General features: G+C 55.3%; 18 protein-coding genes. 11 read left to right on the forward strand and 7 right to left on the reverse strand.

Annotated elements, in window-relative coordinates:
• The first annotated feature begins 32 nt into the window (after positions 1-32).
• From VN577_03820 to VN577_03840, 5 genes are read left to right on the forward strand one after another with little or no spacing between them, the layout of a single operon-like run.
• Positions 33-1,277: a hypothetical protein gene (locus tag VN577_03820; GenBank protein HWR13929.1), complete on the forward strand. Its 1,245-nt coding sequence runs from the start codon at positions 33-35 to the stop codon at positions 1,275-1,277.
• Positions 1,274-2,611 (forward strand): O-antigen ligase family protein, encoded by a 1,338-nt coding sequence (locus VN577_03825; protein ID HWR13930.1) that lies wholly within the window; start codon positions 1,274-1,276, stop codon positions 2,609-2,611. The genes VN577_03820 and VN577_03825 overlap by 4 nt, the downstream gene beginning before the upstream one ends.
• On the forward strand, positions 2,608-2,910 hold the full coding sequence (locus tag VN577_03830) for a PqqD family protein (GenBank protein HWR13931.1): 303 nt from the start codon (positions 2,608-2,610) through the stop codon (positions 2,908-2,910). The genes VN577_03825 and VN577_03830 overlap by 4 nt, the downstream gene beginning before the upstream one ends.
• Positions 2,911-2,944: 34 nt before the next feature.
• Positions 2,945-3,310, forward strand: a complete 366-nt coding sequence (locus tag VN577_03835) for a lasso peptide biosynthesis B2 protein (protein HWR13932.1) — start codon at positions 2,945-2,947, stop codon at positions 3,308-3,310.
• Positions 3,311-4,450 (forward strand): nucleotidyltransferase family protein, encoded by a 1,140-nt coding sequence (locus VN577_03840; GenBank protein HWR13933.1) that lies wholly within the window; start codon positions 3,311-3,313, stop codon positions 4,448-4,450. It begins immediately after the preceding gene.
• Here VN577_03840 and VN577_03845 read toward each other — a convergent pair.
• Complete coding sequence (locus tag VN577_03845; protein ID HWR13934.1) at positions 4,418-5,407, reverse strand: 50S ribosomal protein L11 methyltransferase; 990 nt, start codon at positions 5,405-5,407, stop codon at positions 4,418-4,420. The two genes, VN577_03840 and VN577_03845, sit on opposite strands and share 33 nt — an antisense overlap.
• The gene (locus VN577_03850) at positions 5,400-6,233 is read right to left on the reverse strand and encodes a hypothetical protein (GenBank protein HWR13935.1); all 834 of its coding nucleotides are present in this window, start codon (positions 6,231-6,233) and stop codon (positions 5,400-5,402) included. The genes VN577_03845 and VN577_03850 overlap by 8 nt, the downstream gene beginning before the upstream one ends.
• Positions 6,234-6,790: 557 nt before the next feature.
• Here VN577_03850 and dnaE point away from each other — a divergent pair.
• The 4 genes from dnaE to VN577_03870 all read left to right on the forward strand — a co-directional run bounded on the left by dnaE (position 6,791) and on the right by VN577_03870 (position 14,401).
• Complete coding sequence (gene dnaE, locus VN577_03855) at positions 6,791-10,282, forward strand: DNA polymerase III subunit alpha (GenBank protein HWR13936.1); 3,492 nt, start codon at positions 6,791-6,793, stop codon at positions 10,280-10,282.
• Positions 10,283-10,338: 56 nt separating this feature from the next.
• Positions 10,339-11,388, forward strand: coding sequence for an acetyl-CoA carboxylase carboxyltransferase subunit alpha (locus VN577_03860; protein ID HWR13937.1), 1,050 nt, complete (start codon positions 10,339-10,341; stop codon positions 11,386-11,388).
• Between the two features lie 126 nt (positions 11,389-11,514).
• Positions 11,515-13,353: a 2-oxoacid:acceptor oxidoreductase subunit alpha gene (locus tag VN577_03865; protein ID HWR13938.1), complete on the forward strand. Its 1,839-nt coding sequence runs from the start codon at positions 11,515-11,517 to the stop codon at positions 13,351-13,353.
• Position 13,354: 1 nt separating this feature from the next.
• Positions 13,355-14,401: a 2-oxoacid:ferredoxin oxidoreductase subunit beta gene (locus VN577_03870; protein ID HWR13939.1), complete on the forward strand. Its 1,047-nt coding sequence runs from the start codon at positions 13,355-13,357 to the stop codon at positions 14,399-14,401.
• A gap of 64 nt (positions 14,402-14,465) precedes the next feature.
• Here the strand turns inward: VN577_03870 and VN577_03875 are convergent, their stop codons facing one another.
• Positions 14,466-15,020 carry a DUF2911 domain-containing protein gene (locus tag VN577_03875; protein ID HWR13940.1) on the reverse strand — a complete coding sequence of 185 codons (555 nt, stop codon included), beginning with the start codon at positions 15,018-15,020 and terminating at the stop codon, positions 14,466-14,468.
• Between the two features lie 108 nt (positions 15,021-15,128).
• Between VN577_03875 and VN577_03880 the strand changes: the two genes are divergently transcribed.
• The gene (locus tag VN577_03880) at positions 15,129-15,389 is read left to right on the forward strand and encodes a hypothetical protein (GenBank protein ID HWR13941.1); all 261 of its coding nucleotides are present in this window, start codon (positions 15,129-15,131) and stop codon (positions 15,387-15,389) included.
• A gap of 13 nt (positions 15,390-15,402) precedes the next feature.
• Here the strand turns inward: VN577_03880 and VN577_03885 are convergent, their stop codons facing one another.
• From VN577_03885 to VN577_03895, 3 genes are read right to left on the reverse strand one after another with little or no spacing between them, the layout of a single operon-like run.
• Positions 15,403-15,849, reverse strand: a complete 447-nt coding sequence (locus tag VN577_03885; GenBank protein ID HWR13942.1) for a DoxX family protein — start codon at positions 15,847-15,849, stop codon at positions 15,403-15,405.
• 43 nt (positions 15,850-15,892) lie between these two features.
• Positions 15,893-16,246 (reverse strand): tetratricopeptide repeat protein, encoded by a 354-nt coding sequence (locus VN577_03890; GenBank protein HWR13943.1) that lies wholly within the window; start codon positions 16,244-16,246, stop codon positions 15,893-15,895.
• Positions 16,247-16,272: 26 nt separating this feature from the next.
• Positions 16,273-16,767: a zinc ribbon domain-containing protein gene (locus VN577_03895; protein ID HWR13944.1), complete on the reverse strand. Its 495-nt coding sequence runs from the start codon at positions 16,765-16,767 to the stop codon at positions 16,273-16,275.
• 88 nt (positions 16,768-16,855) lie between these two features.
• Between VN577_03895 and thiO the strand changes: the two genes are divergently transcribed.
• Complete coding sequence (gene thiO, locus VN577_03900) at positions 16,856-17,917, forward strand: glycine oxidase ThiO (protein ID HWR13945.1); 1,062 nt, start codon at positions 16,856-16,858, stop codon at positions 17,915-17,917.
• Here thiO and VN577_03905 read toward each other — a convergent pair.
• Entirely contained in the window at positions 17,901-18,572 is a 672-nt protein-coding gene (locus tag VN577_03905) for a class D sortase (GenBank protein ID HWR13946.1), read from the reverse strand. The genes thiO and VN577_03905 overlap by 17 nt on opposite strands.
• Between the last annotated feature and the right edge of the window lie 12 nt (positions 18,573-18,584).

Genomic DNA, 18,584 nt, shown 5'->3' on the forward strand with positions numbered 1-18,584 from the left:
CAGGCAGAAACTGCAAGCCAGGTACTTGAAACATGCGGATCTATTTTCCGAGTCCTTTCCGCAAGGCTGCCTTCGTTGGCAGTTGTGCATTCCTGTCGCTGGTAATGGTACTACTGAGTTTCCGCGAAGCAGCAGCGTGGTATGTGTCGCGGGATGGCTCAGTCAAAGGCTACCGCAAAGCAGTTCGCCTGACTTCTTATGACGCCAAATATCATTACTTCCTGGGCGAACTTTCCCTGCACGAAGATCCTGCCGCTGCGAAAGCTCACCTACAGCGAACGCTCCAACTGGACTCAGGTTCTGCCGAGGCGTGGCTTGCAATTGCGGACGCGGAAGCACGCCTTCACAACCCAACCGCACAAAATGCGGCGATTCTAGCCGCACTCTCCAACGCGCCGAGAGACATCCGGGTTCAGTGGCAAGCCGCGAATCTTTTTCTCGTGCAGGGCGAATTGTTAAAGGCCCTTCCGCTGATGCGAGAGATTGTTGCGAATGATCCTGATCGTCGCGAGTCGGTTCTTGCGCTGATGTACAGGTTGTTCGACGGCAATGTCGATTCGATGATGGAGGGTATCCCCGCGACAGCGAAGTCCCAGTTGTACCTTATGGAGTGGTTGATTGGTCGGGATCATGCCGCTCTCGCGGACCAGGTGTGGCCGTCCGTAATGGGTTCGAGGGAGAAGCTTCTCTGGCAGGACACGAGATTCTACGTTGACAGCCTGATTGCCCGGAGAGATATCGCGAAAGCACGAGAAGTTTGGACTGTTGTGGGGCGTGCGGATCCCTCGGTTTCAGCAAAGGTGGAACCAGGGAACCTCCTGGTAAATGGAGACTTCGAAAGCAATCTGCTGAATGCCGGATTCGATTGGAGAGTCAACAATCAAACTGGAATCAACATCGCAGTCGACACTTCAGCCTTTCACGGCGGGACTCGGTCTATTGCGATACAACTCGATGCCGGTTCCTTTGCGGATGCCGGCCTATATCAGCTAGTCCCTGTGAAGCCTGACACGAAATACGTGCTGCGTGGGTTCTGGCACGGCGAGGAACTGGAAAGTGCGAACGGTCTGAGGTTTGCCGCCATAGATGATGATTCCTCAACCACTCTGGCACTGTCCGATGGAGCCTTGGGAAGTTTTCCGTGGAGAGAGGCATCGGTCGAATTCACGACCGGGCCGAAGACTCAACTCGTACGCATTACGCTCGTGAGATCACCGGAAACAGGGCGGATCCGCGGCACGCTTTGGATTGACGAGGTGAGGCTGGAGAGCCGATGAAACAGAAACCCGCCATCCTCGACATGCCATCGCCGAATTTCGTATCGCCGACTACGGTAGCCGAAGCGCCAGGATGGATGCGATCTGCGCAAATGACCGGTCTGCTGGCGCTGCTCATGTTCGCTCCGCTTGCTTTTGGAAGTACCGAACCGTGGTCTCAATTTCTTTTGCGAGCAGGTGCGGCGCTGCTGGTTCTGCTCTGGGCAGTGGACAAGACATTCAGCAGTGTAGAAATCAAGTTAAATTTAGTTTGGGTCCCGCTACCTGGTTTTGCGTGCCTGGCAGTTTGGCAGATTGTGGGAAGTGGTTCGGTTTTTAGGGGCGCCAGCATATCGGAATTCCTGAATCTTTATGCGTATGGAGCCGCGATGCTGGTCGCGGCGGGTCTGTTCGTGCGGCGCCGCAACCTGCACCAGGCACTTACGGTCCTCGCTGTCTTTGGGTTCGTTTTGGCTACAGCTTCAATACTTCTGGCTTTCGAGGGAAGCGGAAAGATCTACGGTTTGCGCACGGTTACCGCGAAGTCAGCCGCCATTTACGGTCCTTATGCAAACCACAACCACTATGCGGGATTGATGGAGATGTTGACTCCGGTAACGGCAGCCGTCGCCGTACTCGCTACCGGACCCCGGAGATGGATACTCGGTTTTGCGAGCGTCATCATGGCTGTGAGCGTAGCGTTCTCCGGGTCGCGCGGGGGAATGATTGGTCTCGCTGCAGGGGGCTTGTTCATATCGATTTTTCTATTCCGGGATCACAATCGCAAGCGAGGGCTGTTCGTCATCGGCGTAGCGACAGCCATCGTGGTTGCCATGGTAATGATGCTGGGGACGGATTCAATCTTTAAGCGTTTCTCCGAAAAACCGGATGCGTACAGGATCGCAATCTATAAGGATTCGCTGCACATGTTCACGGACAAGCCTGTTGCCGGTTTCGGACTGGGAACCTTCGAGAGCGCGTATCCGCGTTACCAGAGCTTCTGGACTGACTTGCGAGTCAATCACGCTCACAATGATTACCTCGAGCTGCTCGTCGAAACGGGTTTCGTCGGATTTGGACTTGCAACGTGGTTCCTGGTGATCGTTTTTCAGAACGGAATAAGGAAGATCCGGGAACGCCACGATATCGAAGGACGTGTACTGACGCTGGGCATGATGACGGGCATCATTTGCCTGCTGGTGCACAGCTTGATGGATTTCAATCTTCATATCCCTGCCAACGCTCTGCTCTTCTTCGTACTCTGTGGCGCTATAGCCACGCCGTTCAAGCACAAGATTCGGCCTCTGGACGAAGTCGAATGGATGGAAAACGACGCATTACCGGAGACACTGTGAGCTATCAGACTGTTAGCGACAATATGCTCGTGTGTGCGGTTCGCGATCAGGTGTCCTGTACTGTGCAAGGCGAGGCCGTCATCCTGCACTTGGATGACGGCGTGTACTACGGTCTCAATCCGGTAGGTACATTTATATGGAACCGCCTTAAGGCGCCGCAACGAGTTGGGGATCTCGCTGCTATAGTCGCGGCAGAATTTGATGTATCACTTGAACAGTGTGCGGCCGACATACATGATTTGCTTGTTGATCTCCTTAAGAACGGATTAATCGAGGTGGTAACTGAACCCACTGCTTAAGTTCAACGCTTTGCCGGCAGCAAGCAAGCTGTTGGTGCTTCGCGCATCCAGGAGTGTTGTTTACGCGTGGTTATGCGTAAGGGTGCTCCCATACGCGGTGCTAAAGTCGAACTTGAGAGGCAGAGTGTACAGCCAACCGAAGAACTCTTCGGTGGAAGAGCTGAAGTGGGCGATTGAAGCAGTTTCACGGCGTGTTCCCGGTTGTAACTGCCTCGTTCAGGGCCTTGCGGGAGCGCGACTCCTTCGGAGCTACGGGCATCCGGCCGAGTTGAAGATAGGCGTTAGCCGGTTTGATGGCTCGTTTGACGCGCATGCCTGGGTGGAACTCGACGAACGGGTCGTGCTGGGCGGGTCCGACAGTGCGCGGAACTTTCAGCCACTGCCTTTGCGAGAGAGCTGAGTGCCTGCGCAATCGAGCGTCTCGTCCGACAACGTCTTTTCTGCGCTCGTCAACGCTACTGCGAACTGGACTCCCATCAACCCTTCTCTATTTGAAGCCATTGATTGGCAATTGTTTCTGAGGGATGCGCACCACCATCGCGTTCATCCGATTGCATTCAGACGCGTGTTGGAGAGCAAAGTTGGCGAGAGTCTCGAAACTTCCGTTCAAGTGAGCTTACGTGAATGCTCGCAAGCCCCAACGGTCCGCAGTTTTCCGCTTGTGCAGGAACTGGTCCGAATACTGAAAGAAACCCGCAACCGCCACCTCGACGTGATTCCGTATAAAGGTCCCGTTCTGGCGCAGCAGTACTGGGGCGATTTTTCACTGCGCGAATGCTCGGATTTAGATCTCTTGGTCAGTTGTCGGGAGGTGGAGGCGGCAGGCCATGTCCTCGATGAATTGGGGTATCGACGAGTGACGCGAATTCCGCAGCATCTTCGTCCAGCACTGCTGAGGAACGCGTCGGAGGAACAGTTCTTTCATCCGGAGTTGAAGATTCTGGTGGAACTGCAGTGGTCTCCTGCGCCAAGGGTACTTGGTGTTGATTACGCTTCGGAGGAGATCTGGGTCCGGAAAAGACAAATGACCTTCGCCAATCTCCAGGTAACGGTTCCTTCTGCTGAAGACATGCTCGTTCTCTTAGCGATCCATGGCTGGAAGCACAACTGGTCTCGCTTGCTATGGGTTGGCGACATCGCTCAAGTGTTACATGAAGGATTAAATCTGGACGAAGCTTTAGCAATCGCCAGGAAGAATGGCGTTACAAAGATCGTGAAGTTTGCAGTGCTGCTGGCCGCACGTGTGTTTGGAGTCGAGACCGATGCGGTTCCAGAAAGAGCTGCCGTGGAGAAGGAGATTGCTCTCGCACTGCAGCGACTGTCTCGGGCAGAATCCTGCAGCTATTTCGGCTGGCATCGCTCGATGTTGGCGGTACGCGATCGCAATGTTGATCGCCTTCGGCAATTGACGCGCTTCGCATTCACTCCTGGTATCGGTGAATATACGGCGGTAGAACTTCCGCCGTGGGCCTCGGCGGGATACCGCCTGCTGCGAGTGGCGCGCGTCTTACGATTGGTGCCCGGAAAAACTCGCGAGTAGCCCTTGCCTGTTTCGGAGTTCGTTCAACTTTTCCAACGACAGATGTTGTGCCCCAAGCGAAGATTGATCGAACATTCTGATTATCGCCTCGTGGCGCAAGATCTTCGTCTCCCATCGCCAGAATGGTCGTTCTCCAAGTTGCTTCACCGTTATGGAGGTGCGGACCAGGTCACCTTTCTGTAGCGACACTGCTTCGGGCCACGGTAGCAAGCCTTGGCCGTAAACCGTATCGTTCCCGGGCCTGGTACTGAATCCGATCCCGGGTGAAGTCTCGGTGTCAAACCACAAGAGAACCCCATCGCCCTGACCATCGACGACCACTTCGAATTCCAAGATTTGCCGGCAGTCGCAGGTCTCGATCGTGGAGTAGTCGATCCGGCAGAACTCATGCACATTGCTGATCAACTGCTCAGGTGCGACTTGCATTTTCCATGGTTCGCTGCACGCTGCATGTAGCGCCGACGAGAAGTCGAACCCCGTCGAATTGTACCCCTGCAAGAGTTTGCCACGGTGATCTTTGCCGTCCACGATGGCTGCAAAGACGCGGTCCGAGTGGGGGATCACTACTCCACCGGGTTTGAGGAAGCGCCTCCTTGCATCTGCTAAAACACGAAAATGGTCAGAGTAAAACGGAAGCACGCCGCGCAGGTCGGAAACGATAACGTCAGCCTGCTGAGGCAGGTTTATCTCCGTAGAGTTCTTCTGAAAGAACTCGATGCGCTCTTCAAAACCGTTGGCAACCGCACATTCACGGGCGATGTTGATTACATCGTCGAGTTCGATGGCAAAGACGCGCTCTGCGCCAAGCTGGCATGCGATGAAGCTGAAGATTCCTTGTCCGGCGCCGAGATCCACAACTACTGATCCCGGCATGACATGCCGTTCCAGCGCACGTCGATAAGCCGCCATACGAAGCTTATCTGCCATCATGGCGCCGTAGCTGAAGACGTTATACACGGGTATTTGAAATCACTTCGAGAAAGTGTTGTTCCATTTCATCACAAGCTTGCGGCAACAGGTGCAAGCCCTGTGTTACACGAACTCGGAACACAGGTATCGTATGCACTAGTCCTGAGAGGAACTGTAGTTCCTCGGCTCTCATTCGCCGGTCGAGAAGATAGTTCGCGTACGTGTTTGCGACAAGATCTATGAGAGCCTCGCGCGCACTCAGTTCTTCGATCGATATGCTTCCGCCTTCTGACCGGCCGGATAAGACGTAGATACATCCGATCGATGGACGACCTTCAATCAGTCTACGATCTGTGGTATCGACTGCAAGGAATCGTTTGTCCCAGTTGGGAGTAAGGAGTTCAAGTGCCTCGGCGTTTCCGCAAAGAGCTGCGGTGGAGTCAGGCCACAGCCTTACACGCGGATACGCTGCACAAGCCGTATATTGCCCCGCATTCTGAAAAAGGGGGAGAACGTCATCACCAGAAACGCGATGTCCCCGCAACGACATCGCGGCACAGAGCGAAGACTTGCCAGCCCCTGCTGTCCCGGTAAACACAGCCAATCTGTCTCTGATCTCGGCTGCCGCCGCATGCAGGCAAGTTGTTCCGCGAAGGCGCAGTACAAGCCCGATCACCGGACCGAGTAAGTATGTAGCCGCATCTTCGAGCGTCAACGACGGTGGCCAGTTCGCCCATGCCATGCTGCCGTCGTCACGCACCACGAATTCGCTCTGGTCCCGGTAACGCAAGCGATAGTAACGACCGCCGGCTGATCGAGTTACTTGCAGGTTCGGCTCAGAACCGTGATCTTTCTCACCTAGCGGAAGCAGCACCTCGTCCCTTTCGGCAATAGGAACTCCTTTCCGAAAGACGACGTCAGTGGGACCACACGATTCGGCCGCTTGGAGACCTGGAACTGAAAAGTCGGAAGCTAAACGGATGCCGAAGCCAGAGTAGGTAAATCCGTCTGAAATGGGCCGGGCGCATTCAGAGGCTGCGGCGCAGGTCAGATTGCCGTTAGAAGCCACTCTTGGTTGTTGCTGCTGGATTGGGGTAGTTGGCGTCCATGTTCGGGCCTTGTGCACCGCTCCGCGTGAGTTTCTGGACATCTCCATAACGGACCAAAGCAGGTTTCACGTACGGCTTTCGGTTAGGATTTTCCCGCATCTTTTCATCTGCCTCACAGCCCTGATTTTGCGCGATTCTAGCACACGCGTATCCGACATTTGTTGCCAAACTAGGCTCATGAAAGTAGCTGATTTAACCGTGTGGAACAGCATAGATACCGGTCGCGGGGAGGCGGTTGGATATCGTTTTTTTCCACATATCGGCCCAGTTTTCCTGCCTAGGTAAGTTGGCCGGAGAGAACGTAAAATAGAAGTGACCTTCCATGTCCCAATTCGTTCATCTTCATCTACATACCGACTATTCCATGCTCGACGGCGCTTGCGACGTCGACAAACTCGTAAAACACGTCAAGAAACTGGGGATGCCGGCGGTCGCTATGACCGACCATGGCAACATCTTCGGCGCGGTGAGCTTCTTCAATGCTGCCAAAGCCGAGGGCGTAAAGCCCATCATCGGATGCGAACTTTACATTTCGAAGAAGGACGATCACGACATCAAGCGGACTCCTCCGGACGGTGATACCTATAATCACCTGCTCGTACTCGCCGAGAGCGAAGAGGGCTACCGGAATCTGGTAAAGATCACGAGTGAGGCATCGCTGCGCGGCTTCTACTACAAACCCCGCGTTAGCAAGCGTTTTCTTAACGATCATTCCAAGGGACTGATCGGCCTCTCCGGGTGCTTGAAGGGTGAAGTTGCAGAGCGCTTGATGGAAGGGAACTACGAAGCTTCGAAGAAGGCAGCGGGGCAGTTCTCGGAAATCTTTGGCAAGGGCAACTTCTACATGGAAGTCCAGAACCAGGGTCTGGACGAAGAGCGCGACATCCTACCGAACCAATACAAGATCGCCAAAGAACTGGGACTGCCCACAGTTGCCACCAACGACAGTCACTATCTCTGTGAGGATGACTGGCTCGCACAGGATGCGATGGTTTGCATCCAGACCGGAAAACTGTTGTCGGACGAAAATCGGATGAAGTTCAGGACCCACGATTTCTTCGTCAAGAGCTACGAGGAAATGCTGAAGGTCTTCGGCGATACCCCGGATGTGCTCTCGCGCACGCTCGATATTGCCGAGCGCTGCAACGTAAAGCTCAACAAGATTCCGAACCCGTTCCCGAAATTCGACGTTCCCGAAGGCTACGACATTGATTCGTATTTCGAGCATGTCTGCCGCGAAGGCTTCGCCAAGCGCATGAACCTGCTGCGCGAGTTGCAGAGCCAGGGCAGGTTGAAGCATTCGTTCAGCGAATACGAGCAACGTCTGAAGTGGGAGATCGACATTATCAAGCAGATGAAGTTCCCTGGGTATTTCCTGATTGTGTGGGATTTCATCCGCTTCGCTAAGGAGAACAACATTCCGGTGGGCCCAGGCCGTGGCTCGGCCGCAGGGTCTCTTGTCGCGTATTCAATGGCGATCACCGACGTGGATCCGTTGCAGAACAACCTTCTCTTCGAGAGGTTTCTGAATCCGGAACGCGTGTCCATGCCTGATATTGACGTGGACTTCTGCATGAACCGGCGTGAAAAGGTGATCCACTACGTAACCGAAAAGTATGGCCGCGAGCAGGTGGCGCAGATCATCACGTTTGGAACGATGGCGTGCAAAGCAGCCATCAAGGACACCGGTCGCGTGATGGGCGTTCCGTTCAGCGAGATGGATCGCATCGTCAAAATGGTGCCAGCTATGCTGAACATCACCATCGACCAGGCGCTTTCGGACTCACCGGCGTTAGCTGATGCGTATGAAAAAGAGCCGCAGGTGAAGGAAGTCATCGACACCGCGAAGAAGCTTGAAGGCCTTGTTCGTAATGCCGGAATGCACGCGGCGGGCGTGGTCATTTCTCCACAGCCGCTCACCGATCTGGTTCCGCTCCACCTGACGAAGAACGACGAAATCGTGACCGCCTACGACATGAAGGCGGTCGAAAAGCTCGGCCTTCTGAAGATGGACTTCCTGGGCCTGACGACGCTGACGATCATCGATGACTGCCTGACCTTGATCGAGCAGGGGCATAAGAAGCGCATCGAGTTGGAAAAGCTTCCGACGGACGACAAACTCACCTACGAGAAGGTGTTCCACAGCGGATTGACGTCTGGGGTGTTCCAGTTCGAATCGCACGGCATGAGAGACGTGTTGCGCCGCTACAAGCCCGACACAATCGAGGACCTTACCGCGCTGAACGCTCTTTACCGTCCCGGCCCGATCCAGGGCGGCATGATTGACGATTTCGTCGAACGCAAGCACGGGCGCCGCAAGGTCGAGTATGAACTTCCGGAACTCGAAGGAATTCTCAAGGAAACACTCGGCGTCATCGTGTATCAGGAACAGGTGATGCAGATCGCGAACGTTTTGGCGGGCTACTCACTCGGTGAAGCAGACCTGCTTCGTCGCGCGATGGGCAAGAAGATCGCCGAGGAAATGGCCAAGCAGCGGGAACGCTTCGTAAAAGGTGCGTTGGAGAAAGGCTTCCCTCAGAAAAAAATTGAGAAGATTTTCGATCTAATGGAGCAGTTCGCCGGGTACGGATTCAACAAGTCCCATTCGGCTGCATACGCCGTTCTGGCTTATCACACCGCTTATCTCAAGACCCACTATCCCGTGGAGTTCATGGCCGCGCTGTTGACCTCGGTGACCGGATCGACCGACGACGTGGTCAAGTACATCAACGAGTGTCGCGATATGGGGATCTCCGTTGAGCCACCCGATATCAACGTCTCCGACGCAAACTTCACCCCCCACGGCAACGCGATTCGGTTCGGCCTTGCGGCCGTGAAGAACGTGGGCCATAACGCAATTGAATCCATTGTGGCAGCACGCAAGGAACTGAGCGCGAACTTCTCTACTATTTACCAGGTCTGCGAAAAGGTTGATCTTCGCCTCTTAAACAAGCGAGTGCTTGAGTCGCTCATCAAATCCGGCGCCATGGATTCGCTCGGGCGTCGCTCGCAATTGATGGCCGTATTGGACAAGGCAATCGAGCGAGCTCAGAAGGCGCACCGCGATGCTGAATCCGGCCAGCACGGGTTGTTCGGTGTTTTCGATGACGCTCCGACGATGAAAGGCAATGGCAACGATACATTGCCTGAAGTCCCCGACTGGGATGAGCACACCCGGTTAGCTGCCGAGAAGGAAATACTCGGTTTCTTCATTACTGGCCATCCGATGGAGAAATACCAGAACAAGCTCCGCGATTTCCGCGCACTGAACACAGAAGATATCTGCGGGATGACCCAGTCCACCGGCAAGGACGAGAATGTCACCACTGCCGGCGTCCTAACCGGAGTACGCGTTGCAAAGTCAAAGAAGGGCGATCTTTACGCGCAGGGCGCTATGGAGGATATGAACGGCAAAGTTGATTTCGTCTGCTTTGCTGACGCCTACAAGCGCTTGGCAGACAAGCTGAAGCTTGAAGTTCCAGTACTGATCAAGGCGGGGGTGAGAGTAGAAGAAGGCTCGAATCCCAAGTTGATGATCAGCGACATCACTCCACTTGACGAGGCGAAACCGAGACTCCCGAAGTCGATCCGCCTGAAACTTGCGGTAGAGCGCATGAGCGAAGGCACGGTAAACGAGTTACACCAGATTCTGACGGAGCATCGGGGAGAGGCCCGGCTGCTGTTTGACCTGGAGCGGACCGGCGACTTCATGGTGGTTATGGATGCCGAAGGCTATAATGTAATGCCTGACTATGCGTTTATTTCGCGGGTCGAAGAGCTCTGCGGAAAAGGTACCGTGCGCGTAGTTGATTAGTGCAGGGCAGTCTGCACTGGGAACGGAACGACGTAGAGATCCCCCAAGGAGTATTCATGGCCGCTCCCGGAATGTCTTACGTACAAGAATTGATCGACGCAGGCATCGAGCAAATTAGAAACGATGCCGGGAACGGATCACTGGAAAAGATGGAATCGGCGACAAAGGCCCAGCAGGAACTCGAGAAAATAGAGAAGCAGATCACCCAACTGGAATCGCTCGCCGGAGTAAATTCCGACGCTCACCGCCAGTTGGCATCGCTGCATGAGCAGGTAAACGCCCTGCGCGCGCAGATTACCGTGCACCTGGATTCCTGGAAACGCACTGAACTCGCTCGGCATCCGCAGCGTCCTTATACCTTGGATTACATTGAGCGCATTTTCACCGACTTCAGCGAGATCCACGGTGACAGGCGATATTCAGACGATCCGGCCATTGTGGTCGGCATGGCGAAGTTCCATGGTGAACCGGTTCTTGTCCTCGGTACGCAAAAGGGTCGCGATACAAAGCAGAAGGTCTACCGGAATTTCGGTATGCCGAACCCGGAAGGATATCGGAAAGCCATCCGGGCGATGAAGATCGCTGAGAAGTTTGGCCGCCCCGTATTCACGCTTGTGGATGTTCCGGGTGCCTATCCCGGACTGGGCGCCGAAGAACGCGGCCAGGCAGAGGCTATCGCTTACAATCTTCGCGAGATGGCGCGGTTGAAAGTCCCGATCATCACGGCCATTACCGGTGAAGGTGGTAGCGGCGGAGCGTTGGCCATTGCCGTGGCGGATCGCGTTCTCATCCTGGACAACGCTATCTACAGTGTGATTTCGCCCGAAGGTTGCGCTTCCATCATGTGGCGCGATGCCTCCAAGCGCGACGTGGCGGCCGAAGCCATGAAGATCACAGCACCTGACCTCCGTAAGCTGGGCTTGATTGACGACGTAGTGCCGGAGCCTGCGGGCGGAGCACACAACGACTATGACGAAGCCGCCCGGCTGCTTGACGAGTCGCTGAAGAAGCATTTCGACGAGTTGAAGGGAAAGTCCGCGGATGAACTCGTGAAATCGCGGTATGAGAAATTCCGCACAATGGCGCGTTTCTTCAACGAAGTGTAATTTCCATTTCCTCACAAATCGATGAGTATGGGTCACACACCCCGTGTGACCTCTCACGTCCTGAGCACGTATAATGAATCTCATCTCCCTGCCAACGTAATGCACATTGGGGTGAAAGGTCAGGTCATGGCTACGACCGATTTATCAGTTCACGACCTCGGCAGTGGCAGAGAAGGCCAGCGGGTGGTGAACGACTGGAGCCTTCAGGTTGCTACTGTCAACGGGTCCGGTTCGCAATCCGCGAACACAGTAATTCTGCGCACGCTTTTTCAGATGGGAGTTCCGGTTTCAGGCAAGAACCTGTTTCCGTCCAATATTGCCGGGCTGCCCACGTGGTACACCATCCGCGCCAATAAGCACGGCTATATCGCGCGAAAAAAAGAAATCGATTTTGTGGTCGCGATGAATCCTGAGACGGGGATTGAGGATGTCAAATCCCTTGCTCCCGGCGCCGCGGTGCTCTACGACGAACCTCTGAACCTGCGAGCGGTTCGCGATGACGTTACGTTTTATTCCGTTCCTTTTGACAAGCTGGTCGGCACCGTCTGTCCCGACGCTAAGCTGCGCAAATTAGTAAAGAACATGTTGTACCCCGGCATCCTCGGCCATTTGCTCGGTCTCGACATGGCGGAGATGGAAAGGGCCATCCGTAGGCAGTTCGGAAAGAAACAGAAGGCCGCCGACCTCAACGTGAACGCTGCGAAAGCGGGCTACGACTACGCGGTAGCCAATCTTCAGAAGCAGGATCCGTTCTGGGTGGAACGGATGGACGAGAACAAGGGCAAGATCATCATCGACGGTAACTCCGCGGCCGCCTTGGGCTCGATGTTCGCCGGCGTCACGGTCGTGACCTGGTATCCGATTACGCCGTCGTCCTCGCTGGTCGAATCGTTAATCGATTACATGAAGAAGTACCGGATCGGCCCTGACGGCAAGAGTACTTTTGCCATCGTCCAGGCCGAGGACGAACTCGCTGCGGTTGGAATGGTGATTGGTGCCGGCTGGGCGGGAGCGCGCTCCATGACTGCTACGGCGGGTCCGGGCATCTCGCTGATGGCCGAGTTCACGGGACTTGGATACTACGTGGAAGTGCCCGCTGTCATTTGGGACATTCAGCGCGTAGGGCCTTCCACCGGTCTGCCAACGCGTACCTCGCAGGGCGACGTGCTTTCTACCGCTTATCTCTCCCATGGAGATACCAAACACATCCTGCTGTTTCCCAGCATGCCGGAAGAATGCTTCTCAATGGCGTCGGAGGCTTTCGACCTCGCGGAACGATTCCAAACGCCTGTCTTCGTGATGTCGGATCTGGATCTCGGGATGAACAACTGGATGGCACATCCGTTTGAGTATCCGACGAAGCCGATTGAACGTGGAAAAGTGCTGAGCAAGGAAGACCTGGATCGTCTGGGCGGATTCGCACGCTACAAAGACGTCGATGGCGACGGCGTGGGATATCGTACGCTGCCCGGTATTGATCACCCAGCTGGCGCATGGTTTGCGCGTGGCAGCGGTCACAACGAGAAAGGCCAGTACAGTGAGCGTCCCGACGACTACGTCAACAACGTGGATCGTCTCGCGCACAAAATTGATACAGCGCGTGGCTTTGTCCCCAAGCCGCAGATCGTGGCCAACGGAACTTCGAAAGTGGGAGTGATCGCGTACGGTACCACACATTGGGCGATGACGGAGAGCCGCGACCAGCTCAAGAAGGAATACGACATGGATGTGGACTACCTGCGCGTCCGTTCGTTTCCGTTCACGACCGAGGTGCATGAATTCGTGACAAGTCACGATCGCGTGTACGTCGTAGATCAGAACCGTGATGGTCAGATGCGCGATCTCCTCAAACTGGATCTCGATCCGACGCAGAGCACCAAGTTACGTAGCGTACGCCACTACAACGGCCTACCGATCGACGCTCGCAGCATCACCGACGAGATTGTGTCACAGGAGGGCAAATAACATGGCATCGACCCCAACCTCCACTCCAGCTCCCAAGACTAACCGAGTCGGGCTGACCGTCATCGAGTACAAGGGCGGTAAAACCACGCTGTGCGCCGGCTGCGGACACAATGCGATCTCCGAACGCATCATCGACGCGATGTTTGAGATGGGTGTCGAACCCCATCGTGTCATCAAGATGTCGGGCATCGGATGTTCGTCGAAGAGCCCGGCGTACTTCATGAGCAAGTCGCACAGCTTCAACTCGGTACACGGACGCATGCCGTCCGTCACCACGGGCGCCCTGCTTGCGAACAAGAATCTGCTGGCACTCGGTGTCAGCGGCGACGGCGATACGGCCTCAATCGGGATTGGTCAATTTGTTCACCTGATGCGGCGCAATTTGCCGATGATTTATATCATCGAAGACAACGGCGTGTACGGCCTCACGAAGGGCCAGTTTTCCGCCACCGCCGATCTTGGTTCGGTCTTGAAGACTGGCGTTATCAACGACCTGCCACCGATCGATACCTGTGCGATGGCCATCAGCCTGGGTGCGACGTTCGTCGGACGCTCTTTCTCCGGCGACAAGAGGCAACTGCTCTCCATGCTGAAGGCCGCAATTGCCCATAAGGGAACGGTCATGCTCGACGTTATCTCTCCGTGCGTGACCTTCAATGACCACGAGGGCTCGACCAAGTCGTACAAGTTCACGAAGGATCACGAGGAGCCTCTGCACGACATTACGTTCGTCCCGGCATTCGAAGACATAAGCGTGGAATACAACGCCGGCCAGACGATCGATGTCACTATGCACGACGGATCGTCCCTGCGGCTCCACAAACTCGAGGAAGACTACGACCCCACCAGCAAACTTCAGGCGCTCAGTCGGTTGGCAAAAGCGCATGAAGAGGGCGAGATTCTGACCGGGGTTCTGTACGTGAACCCGAGTGCGCCAAGTTTCATCGATCTGCTCAATGTGACGGATGATTCGCTGGCAACGTTACCGGAATCGAGAGTTCGTCCTTCGCGGCAGGTCCTGGAAGAGTGCATGGAAGCCTTGCGATAGACGTGCTTGAAAGCAGCAAAGAAGCCCGCTCGTAAGCGGGCTTTTGTTGTTTACGGCAAAAGTCTTAGTGAGCCGTGATCGGCGTAGTGACCTTTGTGCTCTCCCATTCAAAGACCATATCGGCCTTCTTGTCGCCGGTCTTGTTGAGCGTAATAGTGAATTGCGGAACCGCGGAAGAAGTCTTTCCCGCTTTTACCTTCGTGCGTCCGAGGTCCTGTTTCTCGTCGTACTGAGTACCCCATTCACCGGTCGCCTTGCTGATGACAATCGTCCACTCGTTCTCGCCAGGGATAGAGAACATCGTGTACTTGCCTGCCGGAACGTGCAGATCGTTGACCATCACATCGCCATCGGTGACGAAGGTGGTCGCTTCATTTGCGCCGGTACGCCATACCTGTCCATAAGGGACCACGCCACCAAAGATCTTGCGCGTCGCGCCCGTCTTGGGATCGGCGACCTTCGGACGGCTGTAGTCGATGGTAATTTTCTTTCCGGTGCTGAAAGTTACGGTTGCTGAACCCGGGGGGCTTGGACGCTTGCTTTTATCCTGCTGGGCGTAAACCAGCATTGCGATAAGAACAAAAACGCCAAGATATCCAACTACTGCGAACTTCCGCATGTTTCCTCCTGAAGAATCGGTTACATGAATTGACTGCGTACAGATCAGCATCCCACTCTGCTGGCTGGGAAATTATCCCAGATCACGAGCGGGCCTTACAATCGAGGGATGTCAGCTTTCGAAAACTACCGGGACGAACTGGAAAAGTACGAGTTCATGATGGGTACGGCGCGGGGACGACTTGCCGTGACCCAGGACATTGTCACCGATGCCATGGCACTCATCGGACAACATGGCGTTTATTGCCAATCGCAACGCTTTCCAGGAAAACCGGCCATGGACATACGACTGGTGATGAAGTCGCTCACTGAAGCGAAAGAGCTCATCAGTAGTGTGATGCAAGAACTAAACCGTCAAAAAGAAACTTAGGGCAAGCGCATCTCTACGCGGCGACTCGCTTGCGCGTCAGGTCACGAACCTTCTGCAGTTTGGTCCGCTTGTCACGCGTAAGACTCGCGGGCCAGGGTTCTTCCACCCCGGCTAGAGCCAGTGCCGATCCTAGCAACGCAAGGTTCTTAGAAAAGTGGATCATTTCTCCCTGTCGCTGTTGGGCATCTTCTACGTTCCAGAAGTCGTGCATCACAGGGGAGACTCCTGCGAGAAACCCTACGATCGCCGCTGCACCAAGCTTCGGTTTTATTCCAAGCAACAGGCTGCCACCACCCACTACGAGTGCGGCGCCCGAGAGTGCGACCGCAACTTTTGCCGCTGGCACGTTCTTCGAGGCGGCATATTGGGACGTTCCTTCGAGTTGCCGGAAATGATTGATCCCGCTGTATAGGAAGAAACCGCCAAGCAGAGCGCGTCCGAGCAGAAACGGAGCCTTCATGACGGTTTTGGATTCGCCCGCTTACCTGGGTGTTGCTATGGGATCAGAACTGGCCATAGCGGCTCAACTGATCGCGTAGCCGCCCATTACCGAGTTGGGCGGCTATTTCGGCATGTTCGCGTGCTTTGTCGAGATCCCCTTCGGAGATGTAGATCTCGCCTAGCGCCATATGTGCTTCCGCCAGAAGCGGCTTCATCTCAAGCGCGATGAGCAACTCGCGTTTGGCATCTTGAGCGCGCTGCTGTATCCGATAGAGTTGAGCAAGATGGTAATGCCCCTCGGCCCATGAGGGGTTCGCGTCGACGGCAGCCTTCTGTTCGGCAATATGGCGAGCCGTTTCTGCGTCGAGCATGTCGTCCATCACGTTGCGAAAAAAGGGCTTCGGTTCGTCCGGCATTCGTCTATTCAATCACAGCCGCAATGTCAGCGAGAGCTATAAACGAGTTCGTTGTACTCCCTTTCGGCTCCACTGGGCAGTAACACCCAGATTGTATAAATCCCAATGGCCGTGCCGATTGGGATACTGAGCAGCGAAAGGAATCCCACGATCAATGTCAGCGTTCTTGCCCACGGAACACGGTTTAGCAGACCGATACCGGCCGCCATCCCAACTGCACCCTTGGCCAGAATCAACCACCCGACAAGCGCGATCAGATGGAAGACAAATTTCGGCGGTGGTGGCGCGTTGGAGGCCATGCCGAGAATGCCGGAAAGTACCACGCGAGCAATGACCAGGACAAAGATGCCGGCGATGAGAATCAGGGAAGAGTAGACAATGGTCAGAATAGCTAACAGCCGGTAGTGCTCCGCCACGCGCCGCGCGCCACCCTGCATCACTCCCAGCGATGTAGGGACGCCGCACTTCGAACATAGTGCCTGTTGCGGGGCTATCGGAGTACCACACGAGGTGCAGTACATAGAATCTCTCCTGGATAATGAACGCATTCTGCATCGGGAAAGTTCCCCCAGTCAAACAAATCCCTGCGACAGTAGTTAGAATTGATTCGTGAAAACCGCTGACGTGGTGGTGATTGGTGCCGGTGTGATCGGCTTATCGCTGGCGTGTAATTTGCGGCGTGCCGGCTTTTCAGTCCTTGTGCTCGAAAAGCACCAACCCGGGCACGAGGCCACATGGGCAGCCGGAGGCATGATAGCGCATTGTGAAATCGGGCCTGACATCTCCCTCCAGCAAATGGCGAAGCTCAGCGCCGCGCTTTACCCGAGCTTTGTCCGCGAGATACAGGACGAATCGGGCGTCGATGTTGACTACCGGTCTGAGGGCAAGATTCGCTTCGTCGAAGAGAATATCGAGGCTTGGACCCCGAAGGGCACCATTCTCGATAATCAGGAAGTTCGTCGCCTCGAGCCTGAAATTGCATTCAATGCCCCGGCAGTTCTACTCCAGGAAAGCTGGCTCGATCCGCGAAAGCTGGTTGAGGGGCTCGTTAAGGCGGCGAAGCATCTGGGAGTGGAACTCATCTCCGGTGCCGAAGTGAAGGAGATTGCGATTGAGCAGGGAAGGACTGTTGGTGCGATTACGCCAAAGGCAACGTATGGCGGTGTCGCGGTCGTAAACTGCGCGGGAGCGTGGAGCGGGCAATTCTCACCGGTGCCCATTCCTGCGCGTCCCATCAAAGGGCAGATGTTGTGCCTCGTTCCCGATAGGCGCGTTCTGCGCCATGTCATCAGCGGGAATGGTGTTTACTTGATCCCCCGAACCGACGGCCGCATTGTGGTCGGAGCTACTGTCGAAGATGTCGGTTTTGACAAACGGGTCGATCCATCTGCCATTCAGGCACTTCATCAACGTGCGGCGAACCTGGTTCCAGCGCTTGGGGAGGCTCGTATCCACGACAGTTGGGCAGGCCTGAGGCCGGGTACGCCAGACGAATTGCCTATGCTTGGAAGGACCGAACTGGAGGGCTATTTCGTCGCGACGGGACACTATCGCGACGGTATTCTTCTCGCGCCAGCTACTGCGTCAGCAATGACGCAAATCCTGGCAGGTCACGAACCCGGGATTGACATCTCCCGTTTCTCCCCATCCCGTTTCACCTTGCGCCCGTAAGACTGGCTGGCTGCACTTTGCTTCCGTCTCGCGAAGAAGCTACCGGAGCGTTTTCATTCGTCTGATTCGCCAGTTTACTGAACACGACTAATCGCTTCGGAGCTGGGCCAATGAAGTAGGTTGGATAGCACGTAATGAGTGTTACCTGGCTTCCCTCGGAAGGCCGAGTCACTGATAGATCCGTCGGCTCCACGATCTTCTTGCCTGTAACTTCGTAGACGAACCGTTTCCCGCCTCGTTCCACCAATATCTGGTCTCCCTTGTCCAACTCATGAATGTGCCGGAAGAAGGTGTCTCTGTGCGCTGTGATCACGGCATTTCCGGCTTCGCCCGGCTCCGCAGTCCTGGTCATATGCCCGGGACCAACCAGCAGGGCCTTCCTGGTTGTACCTTCCACAATGAAGGACTCAAGATCGATCTTGGGGATCACCAGCCGAACCATGCCGTCATCTTTTGGTGCGTGCGCCTGCTCAGCGACCGGAGCTTCCGTTGCGCGGCGCTGCTGTTCCTGTACCCAGGCTCGCTCCATTCGCCGCTGCTCCAGGTACATCTGTCCGTATTGGCTCGCCACGTAGAGCACCAGCACCGTGCCGAACACGATCAGAGCGAACGAAACGTAACTCTTCGGAATGTTTCTCAGGAAACCGCTGTCCATTCCCCGCCTTTC

The organism is Terriglobales bacterium, assembly GCA_035561515.1.
GTDB lineage: Bacteria > Acidobacteriota > Terriglobia > Terriglobales > Acidobacteriaceae > DATMXP01.

What these genes read in the sequence shown, in the direction of transcription:
- VN577_03820 (HWR13929.1), top strand. Translation starts at nt 33, where the DNA reads ATGCGGATCTATTTTCCGAGTCCTTTCCGCAAGGCTGCCTTCGTTGGC.
- VN577_03825 (HWR13930.1), top strand. Translation starts at nt 1,274, where the DNA reads ATGAAACAGAAACCCGCCATCCTCGACATGCCATCGCCGAATTTCGTA.
- dnaE (HWR13936.1), top strand. Translation starts at nt 6,791, where the DNA reads ATGTCCCAATTCGTTCATCTTCATCTACATACCGACTATTCCATGCTC.
- VN577_03860 (HWR13937.1), top strand. Translation starts at nt 10,339, where the DNA reads ATGGCCGCTCCCGGAATGTCTTACGTACAAGAATTGATCGACGCAGGC.
- VN577_03865 (HWR13938.1), top strand. Translation starts at nt 11,515, where the DNA reads ATGGCTACGACCGATTTATCAGTTCACGACCTCGGCAGTGGCAGAGAA.
- VN577_03870 (HWR13939.1), top strand. Translation starts at nt 13,355, where the DNA reads ATGGCATCGACCCCAACCTCCACTCCAGCTCCCAAGACTAACCGAGTC.
- VN577_03875 (HWR13940.1), bottom strand. Translation starts at nt 15,020, where the DNA reads ATGCGGAAGTTCGCAGTAGTTGGATATCTTGGCGTTTTTGTTCTTATC.
- VN577_03880 (HWR13941.1), top strand. Translation starts at nt 15,129, where the DNA reads ATGTCAGCTTTCGAAAACTACCGGGACGAACTGGAAAAGTACGAGTTC.
- VN577_03885 (HWR13942.1), bottom strand. Translation starts at nt 15,849, where the DNA reads ATGAAGGCTCCGTTTCTGCTCGGACGCGCTCTGCTTGGCGGTTTCTTC.
- VN577_03890 (HWR13943.1), bottom strand. Translation starts at nt 16,246, where the DNA reads ATGCCGGACGAACCGAAGCCCTTTTTTCGCAACGTGATGGACGACATG.
- VN577_03895 (HWR13944.1), bottom strand. Translation starts at nt 16,767, where the DNA reads ATGTACTGCACCTCGTGTGGTACTCCGATAGCCCCGCAACAGGCACTA.
- VN577_03905 (HWR13946.1), bottom strand. Translation starts at nt 18,572, where the DNA reads ATGGACAGCGGTTTCCTGAGAAACATTCCGAAGAGTTACGTTTCGTTC.